We start from the raw sequence: 23,224 nt of genomic DNA on the forward strand, positions 1-23,224 counted from the left end.
TAGTTTGTCTAGCATCTAAAATAAAAATTGACGTTTCACGTTGTTTGTTTCGTTCAGTTTTCAAAGAACTACTTGGTCGCTCATTTGCGACTTCCTTATGTTAACATCTTCGTTTTTCGATGTCAACTAAGTTTTTCAATTTCTTTTTTGTCGTTTTCTGCGTTTCCGCATCAGCGACGGTTATTAATATATCATGCAGTAAAATGAAATGCAACACCTTTTATAAACTTTTTTTAAATTAACTACATTCCTTTTTTATTATCATATACTTAAACGAAATATCTCTTTCATTTCTAAGAGATTCCTACATATATTCTATATAAAGTCACTCTACCCAAAAACGTTTCTTTCTATAATAAACGTTTTATTTATATACGATATCATACAAGGAGGAATATATATGGACTATACCGATTTATTAATCAAACTAGGTCTTTCGGCTATTTTAGGGTTCGCCATCGGTTTAGAGCGCGAATTAAAACGTAAACCACTTGGTTTAAAAACGTGTTTAGTTATTTCTATTATCAGTTGCCTCCTGACGATTGTTTCTATTAAAGCAGCTTACAATTTACCACATACCGATCATATGAATATGGATCCACTTCGACTTGCCGCCCAAATTGTATCAGGAATCGGTTTTTTAGGTGCCGGTGTTATTTTAAGAAGAGGAAACGATAGTATTGCAGGACTAACGACTGCTGCTATGATCTGGGGCGCATCTGGTATTGGTATTGCTGTTGGAGCTGGATTCTATATCGAAGCAATTTTCGGGATGTGTTTCCTTATGATTAGTGTTGAACTTATACCGTTAACAATGAAATTCGTAGGACCTAGATCATTTCGTCAACGTGATATCGTAGTAAAACTTGTTGTGCGAAATATGGACAATATCCCAGTTGTAATTGAAGAAATAAAAGAAATGGATATAAAAGTGAAGAATATGAAGCTTAAAACGTTAGAAAATGGTTCTCATTATTTACATCTTAAATTATGTATCGATCAAAAAAGACATACTGCCGATGTTTACTATGCTCTCCAGCATCTTGAAAGTGTTCAACAAACTGAAGTGGAAAGTATGTAACGTAAAACAAACTCTCTTTATAAATTAGAGAGTTTTTCTTTTTTCTATAATGGCAACAATGAATGTAGTCCTGCAAAATAAGGAGGAATTGGCAATTGAAATCCCGTCCAAAATTAGTAGATACATTTCGTGATTCCATTATTTTTCGTTTAATTTGTTTTATTATTATACTTACCGCTTTTTCCGGCTTTCTTATACATAGATTAGAACCATCTCACTTTACCACATGGTTTGATGGAATTTGGTGGTCAATCGTTACAATTTTCACTGTTGGCTATGGTGACTTTGCCCCGCATACACTAATCGGCAAACTTATCGGTATGGGTATTATTTTATTTGGAACTGGTTTTTGTTCTTATTATATGGTGCTATTCGCCACTGATATGATTAATAAACAATATATGAAAGTTAAAGGAGAAGAAGCCGCGACTTCTAACAGTCATATGATTATTGTCGGCTGGAACGAACGGGCAAAACATGTTGTAAAACAAATGCACATCTTACAACCTAACCTGGATATCGTTTTAATTGATGAAACACTTTCTTTACTGCCAAAACCATTTCATCATTTAGAATTTATAAAAGGATGCCCCCATCACGATCAAACATTATTAAAAGCTAATATTACAACCGCTCACACTATATTAATAACTGCTGATAAAGAAAAAAACGAAAGCTTAGCTGATACACAGTCCATTTTAAATATTTTAACCGCAAAAGGGCTCAACCCAAACATTCACTGCATCGCTGAACTTCTTACTTCTGAACAAATACAAAATGCAACGAGAGCTGGCGCATCAGAAATTATAGAAGGAAATAAATTAACGAGCTATGTATTTACCGCTTCTCTTTTATTCCCTTCCATTTCAGGTGTACTATTTTCACTTTACAATGAAATCTCTGATAATAAATTACAACTGATGGAACTTCCATCTTCCTGCACCGGACAAACGTTTGCAAATTGTAGCTATACTCTTTTAAAGCAAAACATTCTCTTACTAGGTATAAAGCGCGACGAACAATATATGATTAATCCAGTTCATTCCTTTGTTCTCATTCAAAGCGACATACTCATTGTTATTCACCATTAGTAAAATGTTTTTCTAGTTCTTGCATGAGTACTTTCCCAATATCGATATACTTTCTTTTTACATCTCCATCTGGATCTTTCGGCTCAGCAAATTGATCCATTCCACTCGTTCCGGCTGTTAAAGTATTAACATGATCATCTAGTTCGTCTTGATATACGTGCGAAAGAATATACGGCGTTCCAAGACGAACTACTACACCAGGTACATCTAGTTCTCCATCAACCGCTGTAAATGGTACTCGTAAAAATTGATAGCCATCTTCTTCATCAATTTTATAATCAAAGCATCCTTTCTCATAATCCCAATTGCCGCCAATGCTATACCCAAGTGGCTTCATTATTTCTTCTAACTTATATAACGCATATGTACGTCCCTCTAAATTTGATTGAATCGGAATCAAGCCCATCCCTCCTAGACTTTTTCTTTAGCATACCCACTCTAGTTTGAATATACTAATGGACTTTTCGATGAAATAATAAAAAGCGGCCGGATTACGGCCGCTTTTTATTATTTTAAACGCTCTTCTAATTCTGCTTTTAATTCTTCAAATCCTGGTTTACCAAGTAAAGCAAACATGTTTTTCTTGTATGCTTCTACTCCAGGTTGGTCAAATGGATTTACGCCTAATAAGTAGCCGCTCATCGCACATGCTTTTTCGAAGAAGTATACAAGGTAACCAAATGTGTACTCATTTAATTCAGGAATATTGACGATTAAGTTTGGTACTCCCCCGTCGCTATGTGCAAGTAATGTACCTTCGTATGCTTTTGTGTTTACGAAGTCTACAGTTTCACCAGCAAGGTAGTTTAATCCGTCTAAATCGTTTTCTTCGGATTCGATTGTTAGTTCATGTGTAGATTTACCTACTTTAAGAACTGTTTCAAATAAGTCACGACGACCTTCTTGAACGTATTGACCTAATGAGTGTAAGTCAGTTGAGAAGTTTGCTGAAGATGGGAAAATACCTTTTTGATCTTTCCCTTCACTTTCACCAAATAACTGTTTCCACCACTCAGCGAAGTATTGAAGTGCTGGCTCATAGTTAACAAGCATTTCAATTGTTTTTCCTTTATTGTATAAAGCATTACGAACGACTGCGTATTGGTAAGCTGGGTTTTCTTCTAGTTCTGATGTTCCGAAGTCATCATGACCAGCAGCTGCACCTTTCATCATCTCTTCAATATTTAAGCCACTTACTGCGATTGGTAATAAACCAACTGGCGTTAATACAGAGAAACGACCTCCAACATCATCCGGAATAACAAATGTTTCGTAACCTTCGTTATCAGCTAATGTTTTTAATGCACCACGTGCTTTATCTGTAGTTGCATAAATACGTTTGCGAGCTTCTTCTTTTCCATACTTTTCTTCTAATAACTTACGGAAAATACGGAATGCTAGTGCTGGCTCTGTTGTTGTACCTGATTTGGAAATAACGTTAATAGAGAAGTCTTTACCTTCTAATACGTCCATTAAATCTTTCATGTAAGTGGAGCTAATGTTTTGTCCAACAAATAGCACTTGTGGAGTTTTACGTTGTTCTTTAGAAAGCGTGTTGTAGAAAGAATGGTTTAACATTTCGATTGCTGCGCGTGCTCCTAAGTAAGAACCACCAATACCTACAACAAGTAAAATGTCAGAGTCATTTTTAATTTTTTCTGCGCATTTTTGAATGCGAGCGAATTCTTCTTTGTCATATTGAAGCGGAAGATCTACCCACCCAAGGAAATCGTTCCCAGCTCCAGTTTTTTCGTGGATTGCGTGATGTGTTACTTTCACTGCATCACGTAAATAAGTGATTTCATGTTCACCGATGAAGGATAACGCTTTAGAATAGTCGAACGTTACATGTGTACTCATCTTTTTCCCTCCAATTATGGATATGTATTTCTGTATTCACTTTAGCGAAACTGAAGTTGTAAATCAAGCGATTCAAACATTGTAAACGTAACCAATATATATTTTTTAGAAAAAGTTCATTTTTTGCATAAAAATTCGTATTTTTCGGTATAGATGTATATACATCGTCTTTCGAACATTTTTTATGTATAAAAACAACATAACTACCCCATTCTATAAAAGAGTTAATTAACTCATCGCTTGCTCATGCTTCACAATTAAAAGGGGGGCTTTTTCATGAGTACTCTGCAACGTATCGCATTAGTCTTTACTGTAATTGGCGCTGTGAACTGGGGACTAATCGGGTTTTTCCAGTTTGACTTAGTAGCAGCCATTTTCGGTGGACAAAATTCAGCTCTTGCACGTATTATTTACGGCATCGTTGGTATATCTGGGCTTATCAACCTTGGTTTACTGTTTAAACCATCTGAAAATCTTGGTACGCACCCAGAAACAAACGAAATTCGATAATCAGTATGTCCTTTCACCTCCGACATACGAATATGATTGCATGCAATCATATTTGCAAATATATATCATAAGATAAAGTAAAAGAGGAACGCTCATATGCGTTCCTCTTTTACTTTGTTAACTCGGACTCTTCAATCCATTCTGCCAACTTTTCTCGCAGCGTATTAAATCCGTTTTCAGATGGGTTCGGTATAAGAATCCTTCCTTGCTTTCTTTTCGCCGCTTTTAACGATAAACTCATTTTTCTGTGCTCTTCATCAATTGAAAGTACCTTTACTTCTACTGTATCGCCGACTTTTAAAAAGTCATGAATATCCTTTACATATCCATTTGTAATTTCAGATATATGCACAAGTCCTTGTGTTTCTGCATCTAACGCTACAAACGCACCGTAATCTTGAATTCCAGTCACTTTCCCTGTTACAACCACTCCTGTTGTATATTGTTCTGACATATGAAACACTCCCATACGTTTACCATTCTCTCTACAATTATAGAGAGCAAAGCAGATATATTTATTTTAAATATCCGATTGGTTAGTACGCATTCTAGATAACGTTATCTAGAATGCGTATACCTTATATTAGTAAATTATACCACTATGACAGAACTCATTCAAAATTCATGAAAAATTTCCCTTAAAGAAGTATAATTCTCCAATATTGGGATAGACTACTAACACATGGCTTTCTAGTATTCCCCCCCTTTTATGGACAAAACGTATTACGTTTTGTCCTTTTTTTATTTTCGACAAACCGCTCCATTCTCTTCATTGCTTCCATAAGTTGTTCAAGCGACGTCGCATAAGAACAACGAATAAAACCTTCACCACTTTCGCCAAATACGCTACCAGGGACAACGGCCACTTTTTCTTCCAGCAATAACTGTTCTGCAAATTCCGCTGAAGATAATCCTGTTGAAGATATAGAAGGGAAAACATAAAATGCTCCGCCTGGCACATGACACGTTAAGCCCATTTCATTGAAAGATGTCGTCATGAAGTTACGACGCTTCTTATAACTATCTCTCATTCGAATTACTTCATCGTTCCCTGCGCGTAACGCCTCAAGTGCTGCAAACTGAGACATCGTCGGTGCACACATCATTGAATACTGATGGATTTTGAGCATTAATTCTGAAAATTGAACAGGAGCTGCAATCATACCGAGGCGCCATCCTGTCATCGCAAATCCTTTTGAAAATCCTGAAATTAAAATCGTATGCTCACGCATATTTTTAATACTCGCGAAACTCGTATATACTTCGTCGTATACAAGCTCTGCATAAATTTCATCAGATAATACAATTAGATTGTACTTCTCAACAATCACTGCTATTTCTTCAAGCTCGGATTTATTTAGCATTGCACCTGTCGGGTTATTTGGTGAACAAAGTAAAATTGCCTTTGTTTTCGCTGTAATAGCTGCTTCAATTTGTTCTGGTTGTACTTTAAACTCGTTTTCTAACGTAGTCGTCACAGGAACCGGAACTCCTCCAGCTAATGTCACAAGTGGTGCATAAGAAACGAAGCTTGGTTCAATAATGAGCACTTCATCATCAGGATTTATAATGGCGCGCATCGCTACATCTAACGCCTGGCTCGCTCCAACTGTAACAATGATTTCATCACTTGGATCATAAGATACTGCAAATTGTTTTTTTAGATACTTTGCTATTTCTTGACGGAGCTCCAATAATCCTGCATTTGCTGTATATGACGTATACCCTTGTTCCAAAGAACGAATACATGCTTGCCTTACATTCCAAGGTGTAACAAAATCCGGCTCTCCTACCCCGAGGGAAATAACACCTTTCATATTTGCTGCTAAATCAAAAAATTTTCGAATACCAGATGGTTTTAAAGATTCTGCTGATCTAGATAGTTCAAATTGCTTCATGGTGTCACCACAATTCGCTTATCATCATCGTCTTTTTCATAAATAACGCCCTCATGTTTATACTTCTTCAAAATGAAATGAGTAGTTGTAGAAACGACAGATTCAATTGTTGCTAATTTCTCAGAAACAAACATCGCTACTTCCCCCATCGTTTTCCCTTCTAATGTAATAGAAAGATCATATGTTCCTGACATTAAATAAACGGATTTCACTTCTGAATAACGATAAATTTGTTCAGCAACCGCATCAAACCCAACGCCGTGCTTTGGCGTAACTTTCACATCGATCATTGCCGTTAAACCTGTATGCTCTTTCACTTTCGTCCAATCAATATGTGTTACATAATCCACAATAATCTTTTCATTTTCTAATCTTGCAACCATCTTCTTTACTTCTTCTACTTCTATATTTAACAGCTTCGCTAATGTATCTACAGATAATCGACTACTCTTTTCAAGACAAGCTAATAATTCTAATTCTTTTTCTGTCACCATATAAATCATCCTTCCTTTTCGTTTGTGTCTAAATTATACAAATACCCTTTCCAGTTTGAAAAGAAGATTTTTCTATTGAATTATGTCAAAATAAAGTGAAACTTTAATCAGCGGAAAAATGTGGGATAAAGCGAAAGGGGATGGAACCGTGAAACCAAAAGTTTATATTGCTGAACCAGTTCCAACATTTGTAGAAAACTATTTATCAAAACACTGTGATTATGAAAAATGGGATCAAAATGAGAAAGTACCTCGTGATATTCTATTAGAGAAAATACAAGATAAAGATGGGTTATTAAATTTCGGATCTGCTATTAATGAAGAATTACTGACAGTAGCTCCTAACTTAAAAGTAGTGAGCAACATTTCTGTCGGTTACGATAATTTTGATTTACAAGCGATGAAAAACCGAAATGTTATCGGAACGAATACACCATACGTATTAGATGATACAGTAGCTGATCTCGTTTTCGCCCTTATGCTATCAGCTGGGCGCCGCGTTTGCGAACTCGATTCTTACGTGAAAAATGGTGAATGGAACGCTGAAATCGGAAAAGAACACTTCGGACTAGATGTACACCATAGCACAATTGGTATTATCGGTATGGGCCGAATTGGAGAAGCCGTTGCAAAACGAGCAAAATTCGGATTTGATATGAATGTTCTTTACTATAACCGCCGTCGTAAAGAAGAAGCTGAACAAAAATTCGATGCTACATATTGTGATTTACAGACGCTACTGAAGCAGTCTGACTTTATTGTTCTTCTTACTCCATTAACAGATGAAACATATCACCTTATCGGAGAAAAGGAATTTTCATTAATGAAAGACACAGCAATCTTCATTAATGCTTCTCGCGGCAAAACAGTAGATGAAGAAGCGTTAATCCATGCTTTAACAGAAAAGAAAATCTTTGCAGCAGGTATCGATACATTTACACAAGAGCCGATTCAAAAAGATAATCCACTCTTATCATTACAAAATGTTGTGACTTTACCACACATCGGATCTGCAACATTAAAAACTCGTCAGCAAATGGCTATGACCGCCGCTGAAAATTTAGTTGCAGGATTACAAGGAAAAACACCGCCTAATATTGTGCGCGGGTAATACCGAATAAGTGAAAGGCAAGATGACATCGTCATCTTGCCTTTTTTTGTTAACATATTTTCTTCTTCCTTGGAGATGATATGAACAAAAATCAATGGAGTGACAAAAAATGAATCATGAATATACTTGTCCTTATTTCACTTTTTCCACTCGCGGCACTACTGTTCATTACGAATTGTATGAACATGATAATAAAACAGAACGTCCTACTTTCGTACTCGTTCACGGCTTTTTATCTTCCTCATTCAGTTACCGCCGCCTCATTCCTTTACTATCGAAGGAAGGAACAGTCATTGCTCTTGATTTACCACCGTTCGGAAAAAGTGATAAGTCTCATCTGTTTAAGTATTCTTATCATAATTTAGCAACGATTATTATTGATTTAATTGAACATTTATCTCTCTCAAACATTGTATTAGTTGGACATTCTATGGGTGGGCAAATTTCTCTCTATGTAAACCGTATACGTCCTGAACTCATTTCAAAGACGATTTTACTATGCAGCTCTAGCTATTTAGCACGTGCAACCTTACCTTTACTATACTCTTCTTATTTACCGTTCTTTCATTTATACGTAAAGAACTGGATTATTAGGCGCGGCATCGTTCATAACTTAATGAATGTCGTTCATGATCACTCATTAATTGACGATGAAATGAAAAAAGGTTACTCCGCTCCTTTTTATGACGACCGTATATTTCCCGCTTTAACTCGCATGATACGAGACCGTGAAGGTGACTTATCTTCAACTGAATTACAAAAAATCGAAACACCTATCTTGCTCATTTGGGGTGAAAAAGACCGCGTCGTCCCTGTACATGTAGGTCATCGTCTACACAAAGATTTACCGAATTCAAAATTTATTTCTTACGAAAATACAGGACATTTACTACCTGAAGAAAAGCCTAAACATGTTTATGAAGAAATTATCGCTTTTTCCGCGCAATAAAGTGAAAATTTAATTAGTCCCGACCTAACTTCTTTGCTTCCGCTGAATTTTGAGGTGGGGTCTTACTACCAAGCAAATAGCGGGATAATATAAAAAAGGCTGTCGGAAATTCCGACAGCCTATAATGAACAACTTCCGCCTTCTTTTATTACAAGTAATTCCACAGCTAACTTCTCACATTTTTCAAGCGCAGGTACTTCCTCAAAAGACATAAAGTATATGTGTTGAATCTTCTTTGCGATGTATTTTGGATCATCAAACACACTTGCGACGTTCACAACATCGCTCGCTTCTGTTTCATAAAACTCCGGTCCCATTTGAAACGGATCCCAATTCTTCACAACCTCTATCATCTTTTCATATGTACCCATTCGCTTCCCGCCTTTTCACTTTTTAATACTTTTCTTTATCCTATCACATCAGCTATTCTATAAGAAGAGAGAGAACTTTCGTAACTTATTGGTTTTACAGAAGAAGGGGGCAAACTTATGCAACTATTTCATAAAGCAATCAATCGACGTGGAACGCATAGTATAAAATGGGATACATATAAAAACGAAGAACTTATCCATGCTTGGATTGCTGATATGGATTTTGAAGTACCAAAACCAATTCAAACTGCCTTAAAACAACGGATCGAACATCCGATTTTTGGCTATACACTTCCCCCTGAAAATATTGGGGATATTATTTGTAACTGGACAAAACAACAATACGACTGGGACATTCAAAAAGAATGGATCGTCTTTAGTGCAGGGATCGTTCCAGCTCTTAGTACGAGCATACAAGCTTTTACAAAAGAAAACGAATCCGTTCTCGTACAACCACCTATTTATCCTCCATTTTTCGAAATGGTCACAACAAATAATAGGCAGTTATGTGTGAGTCCATTACAGAAACAAAATGATACATATGTGATAGACTTCGAGCATTTAGAAAAGCAGTTTCAGCAAGGCGTCAAACTCATGCTTCTTTGTAGCCCTCATAACCCCATCGGACGCGTTTGGACGAAAGAGGAACTTGTGCAGCTCGGATCGTTATGTACTAAATATAACGTAATCGTTGTCGCGGATGAAATTCATTCCGATATCATTTATGCAGACCATACACATACACCGTTCGCTTCCTTATCTGAAGAATTAGCAGCGCGCACTATCACTTGTATGGCTCCAAGTAAAACATTTAATATCGCTGGATTACAAGCGTCGATTATTATCATTCCAAACGAAAAACTCCGTCACGCCTTTACAGCTATCCAGTATAGACAAGGCTTCCACGGGTTAAATATCTTCGCTTATACAGCGATGCGAAGTGCCTATACAGAATGTAATGATTGGCTAAACGAAATTCGATTATATATAGAAGATAATGCTCAATTTGCTTGTGAATATATTAAAACTCACATATCTGCTCTTTCTGTAACGAAGCCTGAAGGTAGCTTTTTATTATGGATTGATTGTTCTCGTCTAAAGCTTTCTCAAAACGAGCGTACCGCACTACTTGAGGAAAAAGGAAAAATCATTGTTGAACCTGGTGAGAAATACGGGTTAGGTGGCGAAGAACATATTCGAATTAACATCGGCTGTCCACGATCTGTTTTAGAAGAAATTTTGAACAGACTGCGTCATACGTTTTCATAATAAGAAAGGAGGCTATCTCCAATTATTTTGGACAACCTCCTTTATCAATATCTTTTCAATTACATTTCACAAAGAAAGCTACCATTCACGGTAGCTTTTATTTTTTCTTCATATCCGATGCTTTTTTTACAATTACGCCACAAGCAATTCGATCCCCTGATTTACCTGTCGGCTGTGTCATACCATCATCAGGATTTTCTGTAATAATAATAGACGCTCCATCTTTTCTATGAATCGTCGTTTTTCCTTCTTCAAGTGTAATGTGGGGTGCATCGATTTCCGCTTTAATCTTTCCAGAACCGTCTGCAACTACGTTCGGTAAATCACCGTTTTCTGCACCCTTCGGATTAAGAAGACCATGTTTTTTATCATCGGGATTAAAATGATTCCCAGATGATTCAAAACGAGGTGCCTTACACTCTCCGATTTCATGTACATGTAGTCCGTGTGGTCCTGGCGTGAAACCTTCCCCTTTAATCGTAATCTTCACTCCACTTGTTTGTTGAACTACTTTCGCAGTCCCTACTTCATCTCCTGAAGCATTATGTAATTTCACTTCAATTTCTTTCGGCTTTCCTTGGTCACAACCTGCCATCAGAAATAATAAACAACAACTGAAAAAAAGCCGTTTCTTCATTCTATTCCCTCCAAAATATATTCTGCCCTTAGATTGTCCGAGCATAGAGGGAAACATACAAAAATGCGTTACTGTTTCTTTTCAGCTAATAGTTTTTCTTCAACTTTCTGTAATCGCTCTGCTTCTCTTTTTGATACACGAATAAACATGCGCCACGTGGCAATAGCACCGATAATAAATAGAACGCAAACAATCCCTGGAATAATATATTCTGTTTTATCTTCCGGAAAATATAAAGGCATCATATAGAACACTCCTTATTATAGGATTTATAAAACATCAGAATTTTCTGTTATATCATTTTAAATTATAGTGGAACCTATCCATATTCTCAAGGGGCGTTCTGAAAACGAATGATTTCTTTGACTCCTTCCCGTACTTTCCTTACTATAAACTTGAGGTGAAAAATATGAGAGAAACATTTGAAATTGGCGAAATCGTTACTGGTATTTATAAAACAGGAAAATACATAGGCGAAATTACAAATAGCCGTCCTGGTAGTTATGTCGTAAAAGTATTAGCTGTTTTAAAACATCCGGTGCAAGGTGACTTACATAACGTAAAACAAGCTGACGTGCCATTTTTCCACGAAAGACGCGCTTTAGCTTATCGTGAGCAAACGAACATTCCAGAGCAAATGGTAAAGAAATATGAAGGAGAAATTCCGGATTATACCGAGTCACTAAAATTAGCATTGGAAACTCAAATGAATTCATTTTCTGAAGATGATTCACCTTTTGCGGTTCGTAGTCTAGAAACATTAGAACAGTTAAAAAAGGACTACAAACTTTAAAAAAACAAAACGACCAAATTACATACTGTGCAATTTGGTCGTTACTGTGTGCTCACTTTCTTTAACACTTTTGAAAAATCAACGAGTTCCCCTAACGTTGGAGGTGCTGGTTTTACTAAATACTCTTTATCTTTTTCTACTAGTTTAAAAATATTGTACGTCGTCATCGCATCGTCAAGCGCACAATGATGCTTCCCTGTCCCTACTTTTCCATACGCCTCAATTGCTTTCCATAATCCTGTTTGATTTCTTTCTCCAAAAAACTTCTTATACTCAAGCGATAAATCACGACACTGCCCGAAGAATGGAAAAGCTATCCCTGCCATTTCACAATTATGCTTCAGCACTTTCATATCCATATTTCCCCACGTTACAATTGTCGGTTTACATTTCGTTTCGTATTCTGCAAGCTTCTTAACGAGTTCAGGAAATGAAATCCCTTTATCCACGACTTCTTGTTTTATTCCTAAAAACTTCTTGCATCGATCCGTTAAAGAGGGAAATGTTTTCGGTCTGACATGTGATGAATACGTATCTTCTACCTTACAGCCAGCAACTGAAACGAGTCCTACCTCAATAATCTCCGGAAAAAATCCTTTCGGTTTCTTTCTATGCTGGGGCATCGTAAACTCAAAGTCTAAAAATAAAAATCGTTGTTCATCCATACAATCCCTTCCTTATCATTTTTGTCATTCCTTTCTATTTGACACTCCTACACGAACAAGCTCGAATGCTAATTCCATTTTAAATATTCAGATTGGATGTATCTTATATATATGTCAAATGCCCACAAATATTTTAAAAAATAAGAAAAAATGACCTATGCAGAAAATATGACAAAATCCCCCCTTTCATTTACATCCGCCATTTTCCTACTTTATAATGACGTTATGTGTGTTTCTTCTAGAACATTTTTGACACACTAAGAAAAAGTGAATGAAAGGAGATGAGATTTTTGCACGAAACAACGCAAGAACTCGCTAACTGGCAGTATTATTTTGCTATCGCAGTCTTTTTAATTACATATGCCATTATTATTTCTGAAAAAATTAATCGTGCTGTCATCGCACTTCTTGGTGCAGCACTCATGGTAATTGTGGGAGTCGTCGATTTACACAACGCCTTTACGAAACATATTGAATGGGGAACGATTACGTTACTTATCGGTATGATGATTTTGGTGAACATTACGAGTAAATCAGGTGTTTTCCAATACGTTGCTATTAAAGCAGCAAAAGGAGCTCAAGGAAATCCAATTAAAATTTTAATTTCACTTTCCTTACTTACCGCGCTTGGCTCCGCATTTTTAGATAACGTTACAACTGTACTTCTTGTTGTTCCAGTTACTTTATCTATTACGCGCATACTGCAAGTAAATCCTGTTCCTTATTTACTTTCTGAAATTATTTTTTCAAACATTGGAGGAACAGCAACATTAATTGGTGATCCACCTAACATTATGATTGGTTCTGCCAATAAGCATTTAGACTTCAATGCTTTCCTATTGAATCTAGCACCAATCGTAATTATTATTATTGCAGTTACAGCGATAATACTTTACTTTATGTATCGCAAACAATTAATTGCCGATCCTGTACAAGTTAAGAAATTAATGAGCCTAGATGAAAAACAATACATTAAAGATCCAGTATTAATGAAAAAATCTTTAACAGTACTTGGACTTACAATTGTAGGTTTCATGACTCATTCGATTTTCCACGTTGATGCAGCTATCATCGCTTTAACTGGTGCTACTGTACTTATGTTAATTGGTGTGAAAGAGCATGAAATTGAGGAAGTATTTGCAAGCGTAGAGTGGGTAACAATCTTCTTCTTCGCAGGGCTATTCGTACTTGTTGGAGGACTTATCGATATCGGTCTTATCAAAATGTTAGCTCAAAAAGTAATCGGTATAACAGGCGGAGATATTTCTTACGCATCCATCCTTATTTTATGGGTATCTGGTATCGCCTCTGCAACAATTGATAACATCCCATTCGTTGCAACAATGATTCCACTTATTAACGATATGGCAGTTGGGCTAGGCTTATCACCATCTGACGCACAAATCGATGTATTATGGTGGGCATTAGCACTAGGTGCTTGTCTGGGCGGAAACGGAACGTTAATCGGAGCTTCTGCTAACGTAATCGTTGCAGGTATCGCGAGCCGCGAAGGACATAAATTTAGTTACATGGACTTCCTAAAAGTCGGTTTCCCAATTATGATCGTTTCATTAATCATTTCTCACATTTATATTTATTTACGCTACCTTATGTAGTAGAAAAAGCGCTCTGATAATCAGGGCGCTTTTTTACTTATATATAAAATATATCGACTTATCAACAAAAACGAAAAATCTATTCTTTATATCTCACCGGTTCATTTCGAATAATAAATAAATGAATCGGTAAGAATACCGAAAATGTGATTACATGAATAATCGTAAATAATATAGAGTTCGTTCCGTATCTGTCTAAAATAGCGTAGATAAGGTAAATGGACAATACAATCGATACAGCTGTTGCTAGTAAACTTATAATTGGTACGAAATTAAAAATAAAACATGCAACGTATATGCCGAATACTTTCCACCCTGCTTCTTCTTTCAAAAAATCTGGTAATTTATCTTTCGCTAAGTCACCCCACGTCTTACTATTCAAAAACGGAATAAACGCAAGCACCCCGTCCGTTGCACCATCATTTTTCGCCATCGAATAAAGTGCAAAAGCCGTTAACAAATATGAAATAATTGCCCAAATCAATATAACAAGAATAAACGCAAAACTAAGAGCAAAGAAACCTGCTAATACGCCTTGATCCTCCATCTTATCCTCTCCTCTCTACTTTCAACATATTTCATTACATTGCAAGTTATGTTTTAAAATTTATCCAAACTCTTTGTATAATAAGAAAAGAAAGAGAATAAGAGAGGAGCAACACCTATGCATCCATTTGTAAAAGCATTACAAGAGCATTTTACAGCTCATCAAAATCCTGAAAAAGCAGAACCTATGGCTCGTTATATGAAAAATCACTTCCCCTTTCTAGGTATTCAAACACCGGAAAGACGTCAATTATTAAAAGACATCATTCAAATACATACTCTCCCAGATCCAAAAGACTTCCAAATTATCATACGTGAGCTTTGGGACTTAACAGAACGTGAATTCCAAGCGGCCGCACTTGATATTATGCAAAAATATAAAAAGCATATAAACGAAACTCATATCCCCTTCTTAGAAGAACTGATTGTCACAAAATCTTGGTGGGACTCTGTCGATAGCATCGTCCCTACATTTTTAGGCGATATCTTTTTAAAACATCCAGAATTAATTTCTGCCTATATTCCAAAATGGATTGCATCAGATAACATATGGTTACAACGTGCCACTATTTTATTCCAACTAAAATATAAACAAAAGATGGATGAAGAACTTCTTTTCTGGATTATTGGACAACTACATTCTTCAAAAGAATTTTTCATTCAAAAAGCGATTGGCTGGGTCCTTCGTGAATATGCAAAAACAAATCCGGATGTAGTTTGGGAATACGTGCAAAACAATGAGCTCGCTCCATTAAGTAAGCGTGAAGCAATTAAGCATATTAAGCAAAATTACGGAATAAATAATGAAAAAATAGGCGAGACTCTATCATAGATAGACGTGTTCCTCTATTGAGATTTAAAAAAGAACGTGTTAGAATATGTTCATTATTATTAATATAAGTAGCGATGACGGACTTATAAGTACTTGCATAAAAAGCGATTCAGGGATAGTGAAAGCCTGAAGCCGCAAGGAAACGGCAGTCTTGAGCAATACATGATAAAGTGGATGCACCTTTTGTGTATCAACTAGGGTGGAACCGCGGGCAAACGCTCGTCCCTAGGCAAATAAGCCTTGGGATGAGCGTTTTTTTATGTTCTTTTTAGCATATACTGCTCGTTTCCAAAGTATCAGAGTATGTCATCGCCAATACGTTAACTTTCAAAAGGAGGATTTTCTTATGTATTCAATGGAACAAGTTGTAAACTTAGCGAAACATCGCGGTTTTGTTTTCCCTGGTTCTGAAATTTACGGTGGTCTTGCAAACACTTGGGATTACGGTCCACTTGGAATCGAATTAAAAAATAACGTTAAAAAAGCTTGGTGGAAAAAATTCATTCAAGAATCTCCACACAACGTTGGTTTAGACGCAGCTATTTTAATGAACCCTAAAACTTGGATCGCTTCTGGTCACGTTGGTAACTTCAACGATCCAATGATCGACTGTAAAAAATGTAAAGCTCGTCACCGTGCTGACAAATTAATTGAAGATGCTTTAGATGCAAAAGGCATCGAAATGGTTGTTGACGGTCTTACTTTCGACCAAATGGCTGACTTAATGAAAGAACATGAAGTAAAATGCCCTGATTGCGGTAGTGAAGAATTCACTGAAATCCGTCAGTTCAACTTAATGTTCAAAACATTCCAAGGTGTTACAGAGTCTAGCACAAACGAAATCTTCCTTCGTCCTGAAACAGCACAAGGTATTTTCGTAAACTTCAAAAACGTTCAACGCTCTATGCGTAAAAAGCTTCCATTTGGTATCGGCCAAATCGGTAAGAGTTTCCGTAACGAAATCACACCTGGTAACTTCACATTCCGTACACGTGAATTCGAACAAATGGAACTTGAATTCTTCTGTAAGCCTGGTGAAGATTTAGAGTGGTTCGCATTCTGGCGTGAAACTTGTAAAAACTGGTTACTTTCACTTGGTATGTCTGAAGAGAGCATGCGTCTTCGTGACCACGGTGAAGAAGAGTTATCTCACTACAGTAATGCAACAACTGACATTGAATTCAAATTCCCATTCGGTTGGGGCGAACTTTGGGGCGTTGCATCTCGTACAGACTTCGACTTAAAACGTCACATGGAACACTCAAACGAAGACTTTAATTATATCGATCCACAAACGAATGAGCGTTACGTACCATACTGCATCGAGCCATCTTTAGGTGCAGACCGCGTAACATTAGCATTCTTATGTGATGCATATGAAGAAGAGCAATTAGAAAACGATTCTCGTACAGTTCTTCGTTTCCACCCTGCTTTAGCACCATACAAAGCAGCTATCTTACCATTATCTAAAAAGCTATCTGAAGGTGCTACTGAAGTATTCGCAGAATTAGCTAAAGACTTCATGGTAGACTTTGATGAAACTGGTTCTATCGGTAAACGTTACCGTCGTCAAGACGAAATCGGTACACCATTCTGTATCACATACGACTTCGACTCAGTTGAAGACAAAGCTGTTACAGTACGTGACCGTGACACAATGGAACAAGTTCGTATGCCAATTAGTGAACTAAAAGGTTTCTTAGAGAAGAAAATCCAGTTCTAATTATAAGAAAAAGAGGCTGCTCATAAGAGCGCCTCTTTTTTACTTTTCACGTTTTTCTTTAATTGCTACTGTACATCTTGATATACATAGTAAATCATCATTTTCATCAATAATGCGAACATCCCAAACCATTGTCGATTGTCCTCTATGTATCGGTGTTCCGATCGCTGTTACAATTCCATCTTTCTTTGAACGAATGTGGTTTGCATTAATTTCTAATCCGAAACAAATACATTTTTCTTGATCAATTAAATTGTATGAACCAACACTTGCCACTGTTTCCGCTAATGCAACCGATGCACCGCCATGTAAAAATCCAAACGGCTGATGCGTACGCTCATCAACAGGCATCGTAGCAACCACCTTATCTTCTGTCATCTCTAACAACTCAATTCCAAGTGAATCCATTAAAGTTTTTGCCATATCGCTTCCCCCTTCTCTTACTTTAATTAAATGTATAATTTTACCTATTTATTTTCAAACTACTTATAACACTTATATAAGGAGGCTTCACCTAAATGAAACAGAAATTTTGTATATTACTGCTTATGTTCTCCTTGCTGACTATTGTACCAAATTGTGCAATAACAGCCAAAGCATCTAACCTGACAATCGATGTTAAGACTGTAACGCAAAAAGGTAAGAAACCTTATATAGAATATCAAATAAATAGACCTTCTTTTCACAACTTTTCTGACTCTAAATTTCAAAACAAACTCAATTTATACTACAAAAAATCCACCGACAAATTTAAAAACAAATTAGAAAAAGAAGCAAAAAAATATTATAAAGAGACAGAAGGATCTAGTACACCATTTCATCCGTACGTAGCAAATGTTGATTATAAAGTCTCTTTAAACAAACCACCTTTCCTTAGCCTATATGTGAATTACTATCAATATACTGGCGGAGCACACGGTCTTTATACGTGGAAGGCAAATACATTTGATTTAAACGAAAAAAAGGTACTGCACTTAGACGATTTGTTTCAACAAAAGGATAATTATAAAGATGTAATCCGTGCAGAGATTGTACGACAAATTAAACAAAATGAAAGCATTTATTTTCCTGATGCAACTGAAAAGGTAATGAGTATGAAAAAGTTTCACTTCTTTTTAGAGCCAGACAATCTCGTCATTTATTTCCCTTTATATGAGATTGCTCCCTATTCAAGTGGAATTCCGCAATTTCGTATTCCATATACGTTGCTAAGAGACTATTTAAAGCCTTCTTATCAAAATATTTTGATTGACAACAAGTAAATATTTTCGCTACGATAATGTTAACCTAAAAACAACAGGAGGTTAACATTATGAGGAGATTTCATGTTTTAGATTTAGCATTAGCTGCCATGTTCGTTGCTCTTATGGCCATCGGTGCAAATATTGTATCTTGGGCACCATTCCTTCAAGTAGCAGGCATCCCATTATCTATGCAACCATTTTTCGCAATTTTAGCAGGTCTTCTTCTTGGAAGTAGACTTGGTGCCTTATCCATGACTGTATATATGGTCGTTGGCGTAGCCGGCGCACCAATCTTCGCTAACTTCAAGGCTGGATTTGGAGCACTTTTAGATCCTACTGGTGGTTTTATTATCGCATTTATTATCGTTGCTTATGTGTCGGGAAAACTAGTAGAACAAAAAGAAAGACCAACATTCATTACATTTGCAATTGCCTCTTTCACAGGAATTATTTTAACTTATATAATCGGTACTACTTACATGTACGGGGCAGTCAATCTCTTTATGGACGGTAATATGAGCTATAAAGCTGCTTGGATGATTATGATGTGGTTTGCAGTAAAAGATATTGCATTTACAATTATCGGTGCTATTATCGCACCTCGCATATACTATGCTGTGCGTCGTTCTGCTTATCAGCATTCTCATTCAACGATTTCATAATAAAAAAAACGAGTTATTTCAGTATACTGAAATAACTCATTTTTTTATTATGAATCTTGATTCGCTTGTTCTTCTAAAATTTTCTTCATCATTGCAACCATGTCATCACGTAATTCTGGGTGTTGCAGGGCCATTTCGATTGTCGTTTGAACGAATCCTAGCTTTTCACCTACATCGTAGCGCTTTCCTTCGAAATCGTAAGCAAATACACGTTGGATTTCATTTAAGCTTTGGATTGCATCTGTTAACTGAATTTCACCACCAGCACCGACATGTTGCTGTTCTAAGAACATAAAGATTTCAGGCGTTAAAATGTAACGACCCATAATTGCTAAGTTTGAAGGAGCTGTACCTTGTGCTGGTTTCTCAACGAAATTGCGGACTTGGTAACGACGACCTTCTTGTTCTAATGGATCGATAATTCCATAGCGATGTGTTTCCGACTCTGGAACAGTTTGTACACCAATAACAGAAGAAAGTGTTTTTTCATACTCATCCATTAATTGACGTAAACACGGTTTCTCAGCTTGGACAATATCATCACCTAGTAACACTGCAAACGGCTCATCACCAATGAATTTACGCGCACACCAAACAGCATGTCCTAGTCCCTTCGGCTCTTTTTGACGGATATAATGAATATCTACCATTTTTGAAGAAGCTTGTACTTTTTCAAGCAACTCATATTTTTTCTTCTCTAATAAGTTTTGTTCTAGTTCAAATGCGTTATCAAAATGATCTTCGATAGAACGCTTTGTTTTACCAGTAACAATAATAATATCTTCGATACCCGATTTCACTGCTTCTTCTACAATGTACTGGATCGTCGGTTTATCTACTATCGGTAACATTTCTTTTGGCATTGCTTTCGTTGCTGGTAAAAAACGTGTTCCTAATCCAGCTGCTGGGATTATCGCTTTTCTTACTTTTTTCATCACAAAATACCCTCTCTCCTGTCGGAATCAATAGCAATCATTTCCTACATAAAACAAAAGGGAGATTTCGCTCCCTTTTGTTCCTTACTACTTAAAATTACTTTGTATTATAAACGATTCATAATGTCTTCTTTAATAGTAAGTAACTTTTGTTCACTATTTTGTAAAGAACTATCTTTCACACCAAAGTAAAACTTAATCTTCGGCTCAGTTCCAGATGGACGTAGGCAGAACCATGAACCATCTTCTAATTGATATTTTAACACATTTGATTTCGGTAAGTGAATCTCTTCTTTATGTCCATCTTGTAAAGATGTAACGATGCTTGCTTTATAGTCTTCCACTGCTACGACTGTTAAGCCCGCTACTTCTTTCGGAGGATTCTCACGGAACGTTGCCATCATCTCTTGGATTTTTTCCGCTCCATCTTTTCCTTTTAACGTTAACGATACAAGGTCTTCACGGAAGAAGCCGTACTTCTCAAATACTTCTAATAGACCGTCATATAACGTTTTCCCTTGTGATTTGTAGTATGCAGCTACTTCACATGCAAATAGGACAGATTGTACTGCATCTTTATCACGGCAGAATGGGCGGATTAAATAACCATAGCTTTCCTCATAACCGAATTGGAATTCATATTGTCCGCTTTCTTCATACTGTCTAATTTTCTCACCGATAAATTTAAATCCAGTTAACGTATCAATTGTATCTAAACCGTATGCTTTTGCAATTGTACGACCAATTTCAGACGTTACGATTGTTTTTAATACGACACCGTTCTCTGGAAGCGTTCCGTTTTCTTTCTTTTGAGATAGTAAGTAATCAAGCATTAATGCACCTGTTTGGTTTCCTGTTAATACTTGGAACTCACCATTATGATTACGCACTGCTACACCAAGGCGATCTGCGTCAGGATCAGTTGCGATTAATACATCTGCGCCTACCTTTTCACCGTCACGAATTGCATACTCAAACGCTGCGTGCTCTTCTGGGTTCGGTGATTTTACTGTAGAGAAGTTTGGATCTGGTAACTCTTGCTCTTTTACAACTGTTACATCTGTAAATCCAACTTCTTTTAAACCACGGCGTACAGAAATATTTGATGTTCCGTGTAATGGTGTAAAGACGATTTTCAAGTCTTTACCAACCTTTTGCACCATTTCTTTATTAATGATGACATTGTTCAATTCTGCAGCATATGCATCATCTACTTCTTGTCCAATAATATGTAATAAACCGTCAGCTTTTAATTGCTCTACATCAGCAACTTCAACTGTTAATTCATCTTCTACTGCATTTACGTAGCTAATTAACTCATCTGCCTCTTTTGGAGGTAACTGTCCACCATCTTCACCGTATACTTTGTATCCGTTATATTCAGGCGGATTATGGCTTGCCGTAAGAACGATTCCACTTACTGTATGTAAATGACGAACTGCGAAAGAAAGTACTGGCGTTGGACGTAAGCTTTCAAACACATATGTTGTAATGCCGTGTGCACCAAGTGTAGCAGCAACTTCCATTGCGAACTCAGGTGATTTATGACGAGAATCATAGGCTACAACAACACCGCGTTTTTTCGCTTCCTCACCTAACTTTTCGATAAAGCTTGCTAATCCTTTTGTTGCTTTACGAACTGTATATACGTTTAAACGGTTCGTACCAGCACCAAGTTCACCACGCATACCACCTGTGCCAAACTCTAGATTTTTATAAAAGCTATCCTCGATTTTCTTCTCATCTTGCTTCATATTTTCTAGCTGTTCTTTTAATTCTGCATCTAATTGTGCGTAAGAAAGCCAGCGACTAAATTCTTGTTTCCAATTCATTCTTCTCTCTCCTCTCGCTCGTCATACCTTTATTATATGAAAAAAACATGCTGTATCTCAATATTTTATAAAATCTAGCAGGATTTTACTAGGAATATTTGTATACACTATTGTTAAATACTCCACTAAAGGGAATGAGGATTATGCACGAATGGGGCTTGTCAGAAGAACTCAAAATACAAACAAAGCAAATGATTGAAATTGCTGAAAGAGAACTATCGATTATGAGGAACGCAATCGATAAAGAAGACGAATGTATTTTATGCAAAATGGAAGATATTCATCATATGCTGGCAAATGTACAAACATTGGCAGCTACATACTATATTCAGGCATATTTATCACCTTATACGGAAAGTTCATCTTTTATTACGACAGCTATCCAACATTTAAGCGCTAGAAAACATGGTGCTCTTATCGTTGTAGAACGAAACGAGACGCTTGAAGCTTTCATTCAAACTGGAACGACATTAAACGCTCATTTAACTGCACCATTACTCGAATCAATATTTTATCCAGGTAACCCTCTTCATGACGGTGCCGTTCTCGTAAAAAATAATCATATTGTCTCAGCTGCTAATATTCTTCCTTTAACGAAAAGTACAGAAGTTGATCCTGAACTAGGAACACGTCACAGAGCTGCAATTGGCTTATCAGAAAAGAGTGATGCACTTATATTAGTTGTCTCTGAAGAAACGGGCCGTACTTCTTTTGCTTTAAATGGGATTTTGTATACGATTTCTTTATAAACACTTTTTAGCATTTTTTTGAACAGCGCGGTAGTAAATGAATTTATATCGAATTACCAACAAATACACCTACCATATCAATAAAAAAGGCTGTCTCCAAAATTTGAGACAGCTTTTTCTTCAAAAAATTATTCTTCTACAAAATGCTCGAAAAGTATACGAATTACCTACACCATTGCTCGAGCTGACCATAAATTATGTGCTCACAGGGATGTCTAAGTACAATAATTATCTCTTCATGGCTTGCTACTCTTTTTGTACTCAAAACATGTTTAGAGCTCTTTCATAACAACTACATTTTTCTAAAATGCTTCACTTCCAGCTATTATTTTCTATCTATTTTTAAGAAATAGTAA

At 36.5% G+C, this 23,224-nt stretch carries 26 protein-coding genes; 13 read left to right on the top strand and 13 right to left on the bottom strand.

All coding sequences use genetic code 11. The features are described 5' to 3' along the window. Window positions 1-400 precede the first annotated feature (400 nt). Entirely contained in the window at window positions 401-1,081 is a 681-nt protein-coding gene (locus MR143_RS29620; RefSeq protein WP_000386685.1) for an MgtC/SapB family protein, read from the top strand. Window positions 1,082-1,176: 95 nt separating this feature from the next. Next, window positions 1,177-2,172, top strand: coding sequence for a potassium channel family protein (locus MR143_RS29625; protein ID WP_000842314.1), 996 nt, complete (start codon window positions 1,177-1,179; stop codon window positions 2,170-2,172). On the opposite strand, the gene MR143_RS29630 is transcribed toward MR143_RS29625, so the two are convergent. Then, window positions 2,159-2,572, bottom strand: a complete 414-nt coding sequence (locus MR143_RS29630; protein ID WP_000612342.1) for a YugN-like family protein — start codon at window positions 2,570-2,572, stop codon at window positions 2,159-2,161. The genes MR143_RS29625 and MR143_RS29630 overlap by 14 nt on opposite strands. 107 nt (window positions 2,573-2,679) lie before the next feature. Continuing rightward, the gene (locus tag MR143_RS29635) at window positions 2,680-4,032 is read right to left on the bottom strand and encodes a glucose-6-phosphate isomerase (protein WP_000103654.1); all 1,353 of its coding nucleotides are present in this window, start codon (window positions 4,030-4,032) and stop codon (window positions 2,680-2,682) included. Between the two features lie 276 nt (window positions 4,033-4,308). Between MR143_RS29635 and MR143_RS29640 the strand changes: the two genes are divergently transcribed. Continuing rightward, window positions 4,309-4,542, top strand: coding sequence for a DUF378 domain-containing protein (locus MR143_RS29640; RefSeq protein WP_000105788.1), 234 nt, complete (start codon window positions 4,309-4,311; stop codon window positions 4,540-4,542). Window positions 4,543-4,651: 109 nt separating this feature from the next. Here the strand turns inward: MR143_RS29640 and yugI are convergent, their stop codons facing one another. The 3 genes from yugI to MR143_RS29655 form a co-directional block, all read right to left on the bottom strand. Beyond that, window positions 4,652-4,996: a S1 domain-containing post-transcriptional regulator GSP13 gene (yugI, locus tag MR143_RS29645; protein ID WP_000003764.1), complete on the bottom strand. Its 345-nt coding sequence runs from the start codon at window positions 4,994-4,996 to the stop codon at window positions 4,652-4,654. 253 nt (window positions 4,997-5,249) lie between these two features. Continuing rightward, on the bottom strand, window positions 5,250-6,440 hold the full coding sequence (locus tag MR143_RS29650; RefSeq protein ID WP_000808532.1) for an aminotransferase: 1,191 nt from the start codon (window positions 6,438-6,440) through the stop codon (window positions 5,250-5,252). Then, the gene (locus MR143_RS29655) at window positions 6,437-6,934 is read right to left on the bottom strand and encodes an Lrp/AsnC family transcriptional regulator (RefSeq protein WP_000255696.1); all 498 of its coding nucleotides are present in this window, start codon (window positions 6,932-6,934) and stop codon (window positions 6,437-6,439) included. Before MR143_RS29655 ends, MR143_RS29650 begins: the two co-directional genes overlap by 4 nt. 118 nt (window positions 6,935-7,052) lie before the next feature. Here MR143_RS29655 and MR143_RS29660 point away from each other — a divergent pair, with 118 nt between their 5' ends. Continuing rightward, window positions 7,053-8,045 (top strand): 2-hydroxyacid dehydrogenase, encoded by a 993-nt coding sequence (locus tag MR143_RS29660; protein ID WP_002164218.1) that lies wholly within the window; start codon window positions 7,053-7,055, stop codon window positions 8,043-8,045. Between the two features lie 109 nt (window positions 8,046-8,154). Continuing rightward, window positions 8,155-8,994 carry an alpha/beta fold hydrolase gene (locus MR143_RS29665; protein WP_001015217.1) on the top strand — a complete coding sequence of 280 codons (840 nt, stop codon included), beginning with the start codon at window positions 8,155-8,157 and terminating at the stop codon, window positions 8,992-8,994. A gap of 119 nt (window positions 8,995-9,113) precedes the next feature. On the opposite strand, the gene MR143_RS29670 is transcribed toward MR143_RS29665, so the two are convergent. Continuing rightward, window positions 9,114-9,365, bottom strand: coding sequence for a YugE family protein (locus MR143_RS29670; protein WP_000537632.1), 252 nt, complete (start codon window positions 9,363-9,365; stop codon window positions 9,114-9,116). Window positions 9,366-9,482: 117 nt separating this feature from the next. On the opposite strand from MR143_RS29670, the gene MR143_RS29675 reads away from it, so the two are divergent. Continuing rightward, complete coding sequence (locus MR143_RS29675) at window positions 9,483-10,634, top strand: MalY/PatB family protein (RefSeq protein WP_001175810.1); 1,152 nt, start codon at window positions 9,483-9,485, stop codon at window positions 10,632-10,634. Between the two features lie 97 nt (window positions 10,635-10,731). Here the strand turns inward: MR143_RS29675 and sodC are convergent, their stop codons facing one another. Then, the gene (gene sodC, locus MR143_RS29680; RefSeq protein WP_000746520.1) at window positions 10,732-11,271 is read right to left on the bottom strand and encodes a superoxide dismutase [Cu-Zn]; all 540 of its coding nucleotides are present in this window, start codon (window positions 11,269-11,271) and stop codon (window positions 10,732-10,734) included. 68 nt (window positions 11,272-11,339) lie between these two features. Beyond that, the gene (locus MR143_RS29685) at window positions 11,340-11,516 is read right to left on the bottom strand and encodes a hypothetical protein (protein ID WP_000982757.1); all 177 of its coding nucleotides are present in this window, start codon (window positions 11,514-11,516) and stop codon (window positions 11,340-11,342) included. 164 nt (window positions 11,517-11,680) lie between these two features. On the opposite strand from MR143_RS29685, the gene kapB reads away from it, so the two are divergent. Then, window positions 11,681-12,064 carry a kinase-associated lipoprotein KapB gene (gene kapB / locus MR143_RS29690; protein ID WP_001209329.1) on the top strand — a complete coding sequence of 128 codons (384 nt, stop codon included), beginning with the start codon at window positions 11,681-11,683 and terminating at the stop codon, window positions 12,062-12,064. A 41-nt stretch (window positions 12,065-12,105) separates the two neighbouring features. Here the strand turns inward: kapB and kapD are convergent, their stop codons facing one another. Then, the gene (gene kapD, locus MR143_RS29695) at window positions 12,106-12,729 is read right to left on the bottom strand and encodes a 3'-5' exonuclease KapD (RefSeq protein WP_000344356.1); all 624 of its coding nucleotides are present in this window, start codon (window positions 12,727-12,729) and stop codon (window positions 12,106-12,108) included. Window positions 12,730-13,019: 290 nt separating this feature from the next. Here kapD and MR143_RS29700 point away from each other — a divergent pair, with 290 nt between their 5' ends. Then, window positions 13,020-14,345: an ArsB/NhaD family transporter gene (locus MR143_RS29700; protein ID WP_000545232.1), complete on the top strand. Its 1,326-nt coding sequence runs from the start codon at window positions 13,020-13,022 to the stop codon at window positions 14,343-14,345. Window positions 14,346-14,424: 79 nt separating this feature from the next. On the opposite strand, the gene MR143_RS29705 is transcribed toward MR143_RS29700, so the two are convergent. Continuing rightward, window positions 14,425-14,892, bottom strand: coding sequence for a hypothetical protein (locus MR143_RS29705; protein WP_000390061.1), 468 nt, complete (start codon window positions 14,890-14,892; stop codon window positions 14,425-14,427). Window positions 14,893-15,009: 117 nt separating this feature from the next. Between MR143_RS29705 and MR143_RS29710 the strand changes: the two genes are divergently transcribed. Then, window positions 15,010-15,723 (top strand): DNA alkylation repair protein, encoded by a 714-nt coding sequence (locus tag MR143_RS29710; protein WP_000553307.1) that lies wholly within the window; start codon window positions 15,010-15,012, stop codon window positions 15,721-15,723. Between the two features lie 346 nt (window positions 15,724-16,069). After that, window positions 16,070-17,446 carry a glycine--tRNA ligase gene (locus tag MR143_RS29715; protein ID WP_000287147.1) on the top strand — a complete coding sequence of 459 codons (1,377 nt, stop codon included), beginning with the start codon at window positions 16,070-16,072 and terminating at the stop codon, window positions 17,444-17,446. Between the two features lie 39 nt (window positions 17,447-17,485). Here the strand turns inward: MR143_RS29715 and MR143_RS29720 are convergent, their stop codons facing one another. Then, entirely contained in the window at window positions 17,486-17,869 is a 384-nt protein-coding gene (locus MR143_RS29720) for a hotdog fold thioesterase (RefSeq protein ID WP_001140612.1), read from the bottom strand. A gap of 95 nt (window positions 17,870-17,964) precedes the next feature. Between MR143_RS29720 and MR143_RS29725 the strand changes: the two genes are divergently transcribed. Together MR143_RS29725 and MR143_RS29730 are read left to right on the top strand one after the other, a co-directional pair. After that, a complete protein-coding gene (locus MR143_RS29725; protein WP_000810330.1) occupies window positions 17,965-18,708 on the top strand; it encodes a DUF3298 and DUF4163 domain-containing protein in 744 nt (247 codons plus the stop codon). 50 nt (window positions 18,709-18,758) lie between these two features. After that, entirely contained in the window at window positions 18,759-19,352 is a 594-nt protein-coding gene (locus tag MR143_RS29730; protein ID WP_202822320.1) for a biotin transporter BioY, read from the top strand. Window positions 19,353-19,399: 47 nt separating this feature from the next. On the opposite strand, the gene galU is transcribed toward MR143_RS29730, so the two are convergent. Then, on the bottom strand, window positions 19,400-20,287 hold the full coding sequence (gene galU, locus MR143_RS29735; RefSeq protein WP_002181028.1) for a UTP--glucose-1-phosphate uridylyltransferase GalU: 888 nt from the start codon (window positions 20,285-20,287) through the stop codon (window positions 19,400-19,402). A 107-nt stretch (window positions 20,288-20,394) separates the two neighbouring features. Beyond that, window positions 20,395-22,119, bottom strand: a complete 1,725-nt coding sequence (locus MR143_RS29740) for a phospho-sugar mutase (RefSeq protein ID WP_001104205.1) — start codon at window positions 22,117-22,119, stop codon at window positions 20,395-20,397. Window positions 22,120-22,262: 143 nt separating this feature from the next. Here MR143_RS29740 and cdaS point away from each other — a divergent pair, with 143 nt between their 5' ends. After that, on the top strand, window positions 22,263-22,868 hold the full coding sequence (gene cdaS / locus MR143_RS29745; protein WP_000545255.1) for a sporulation-specific diadenylate cyclase CdaS: 606 nt from the start codon (window positions 22,263-22,265) through the stop codon (window positions 22,866-22,868). Window positions 22,869-23,224 lie beyond the last annotated feature (356 nt).

Source organism: Bacillus cereus group sp. BfR-BA-01347 (genome assembly GCF_022663835.1).
Lineage (GTDB): Bacteria > Bacillota > Bacilli > Bacillales > Bacillaceae_G > Bacillus_A > Bacillus_A thuringiensis_K.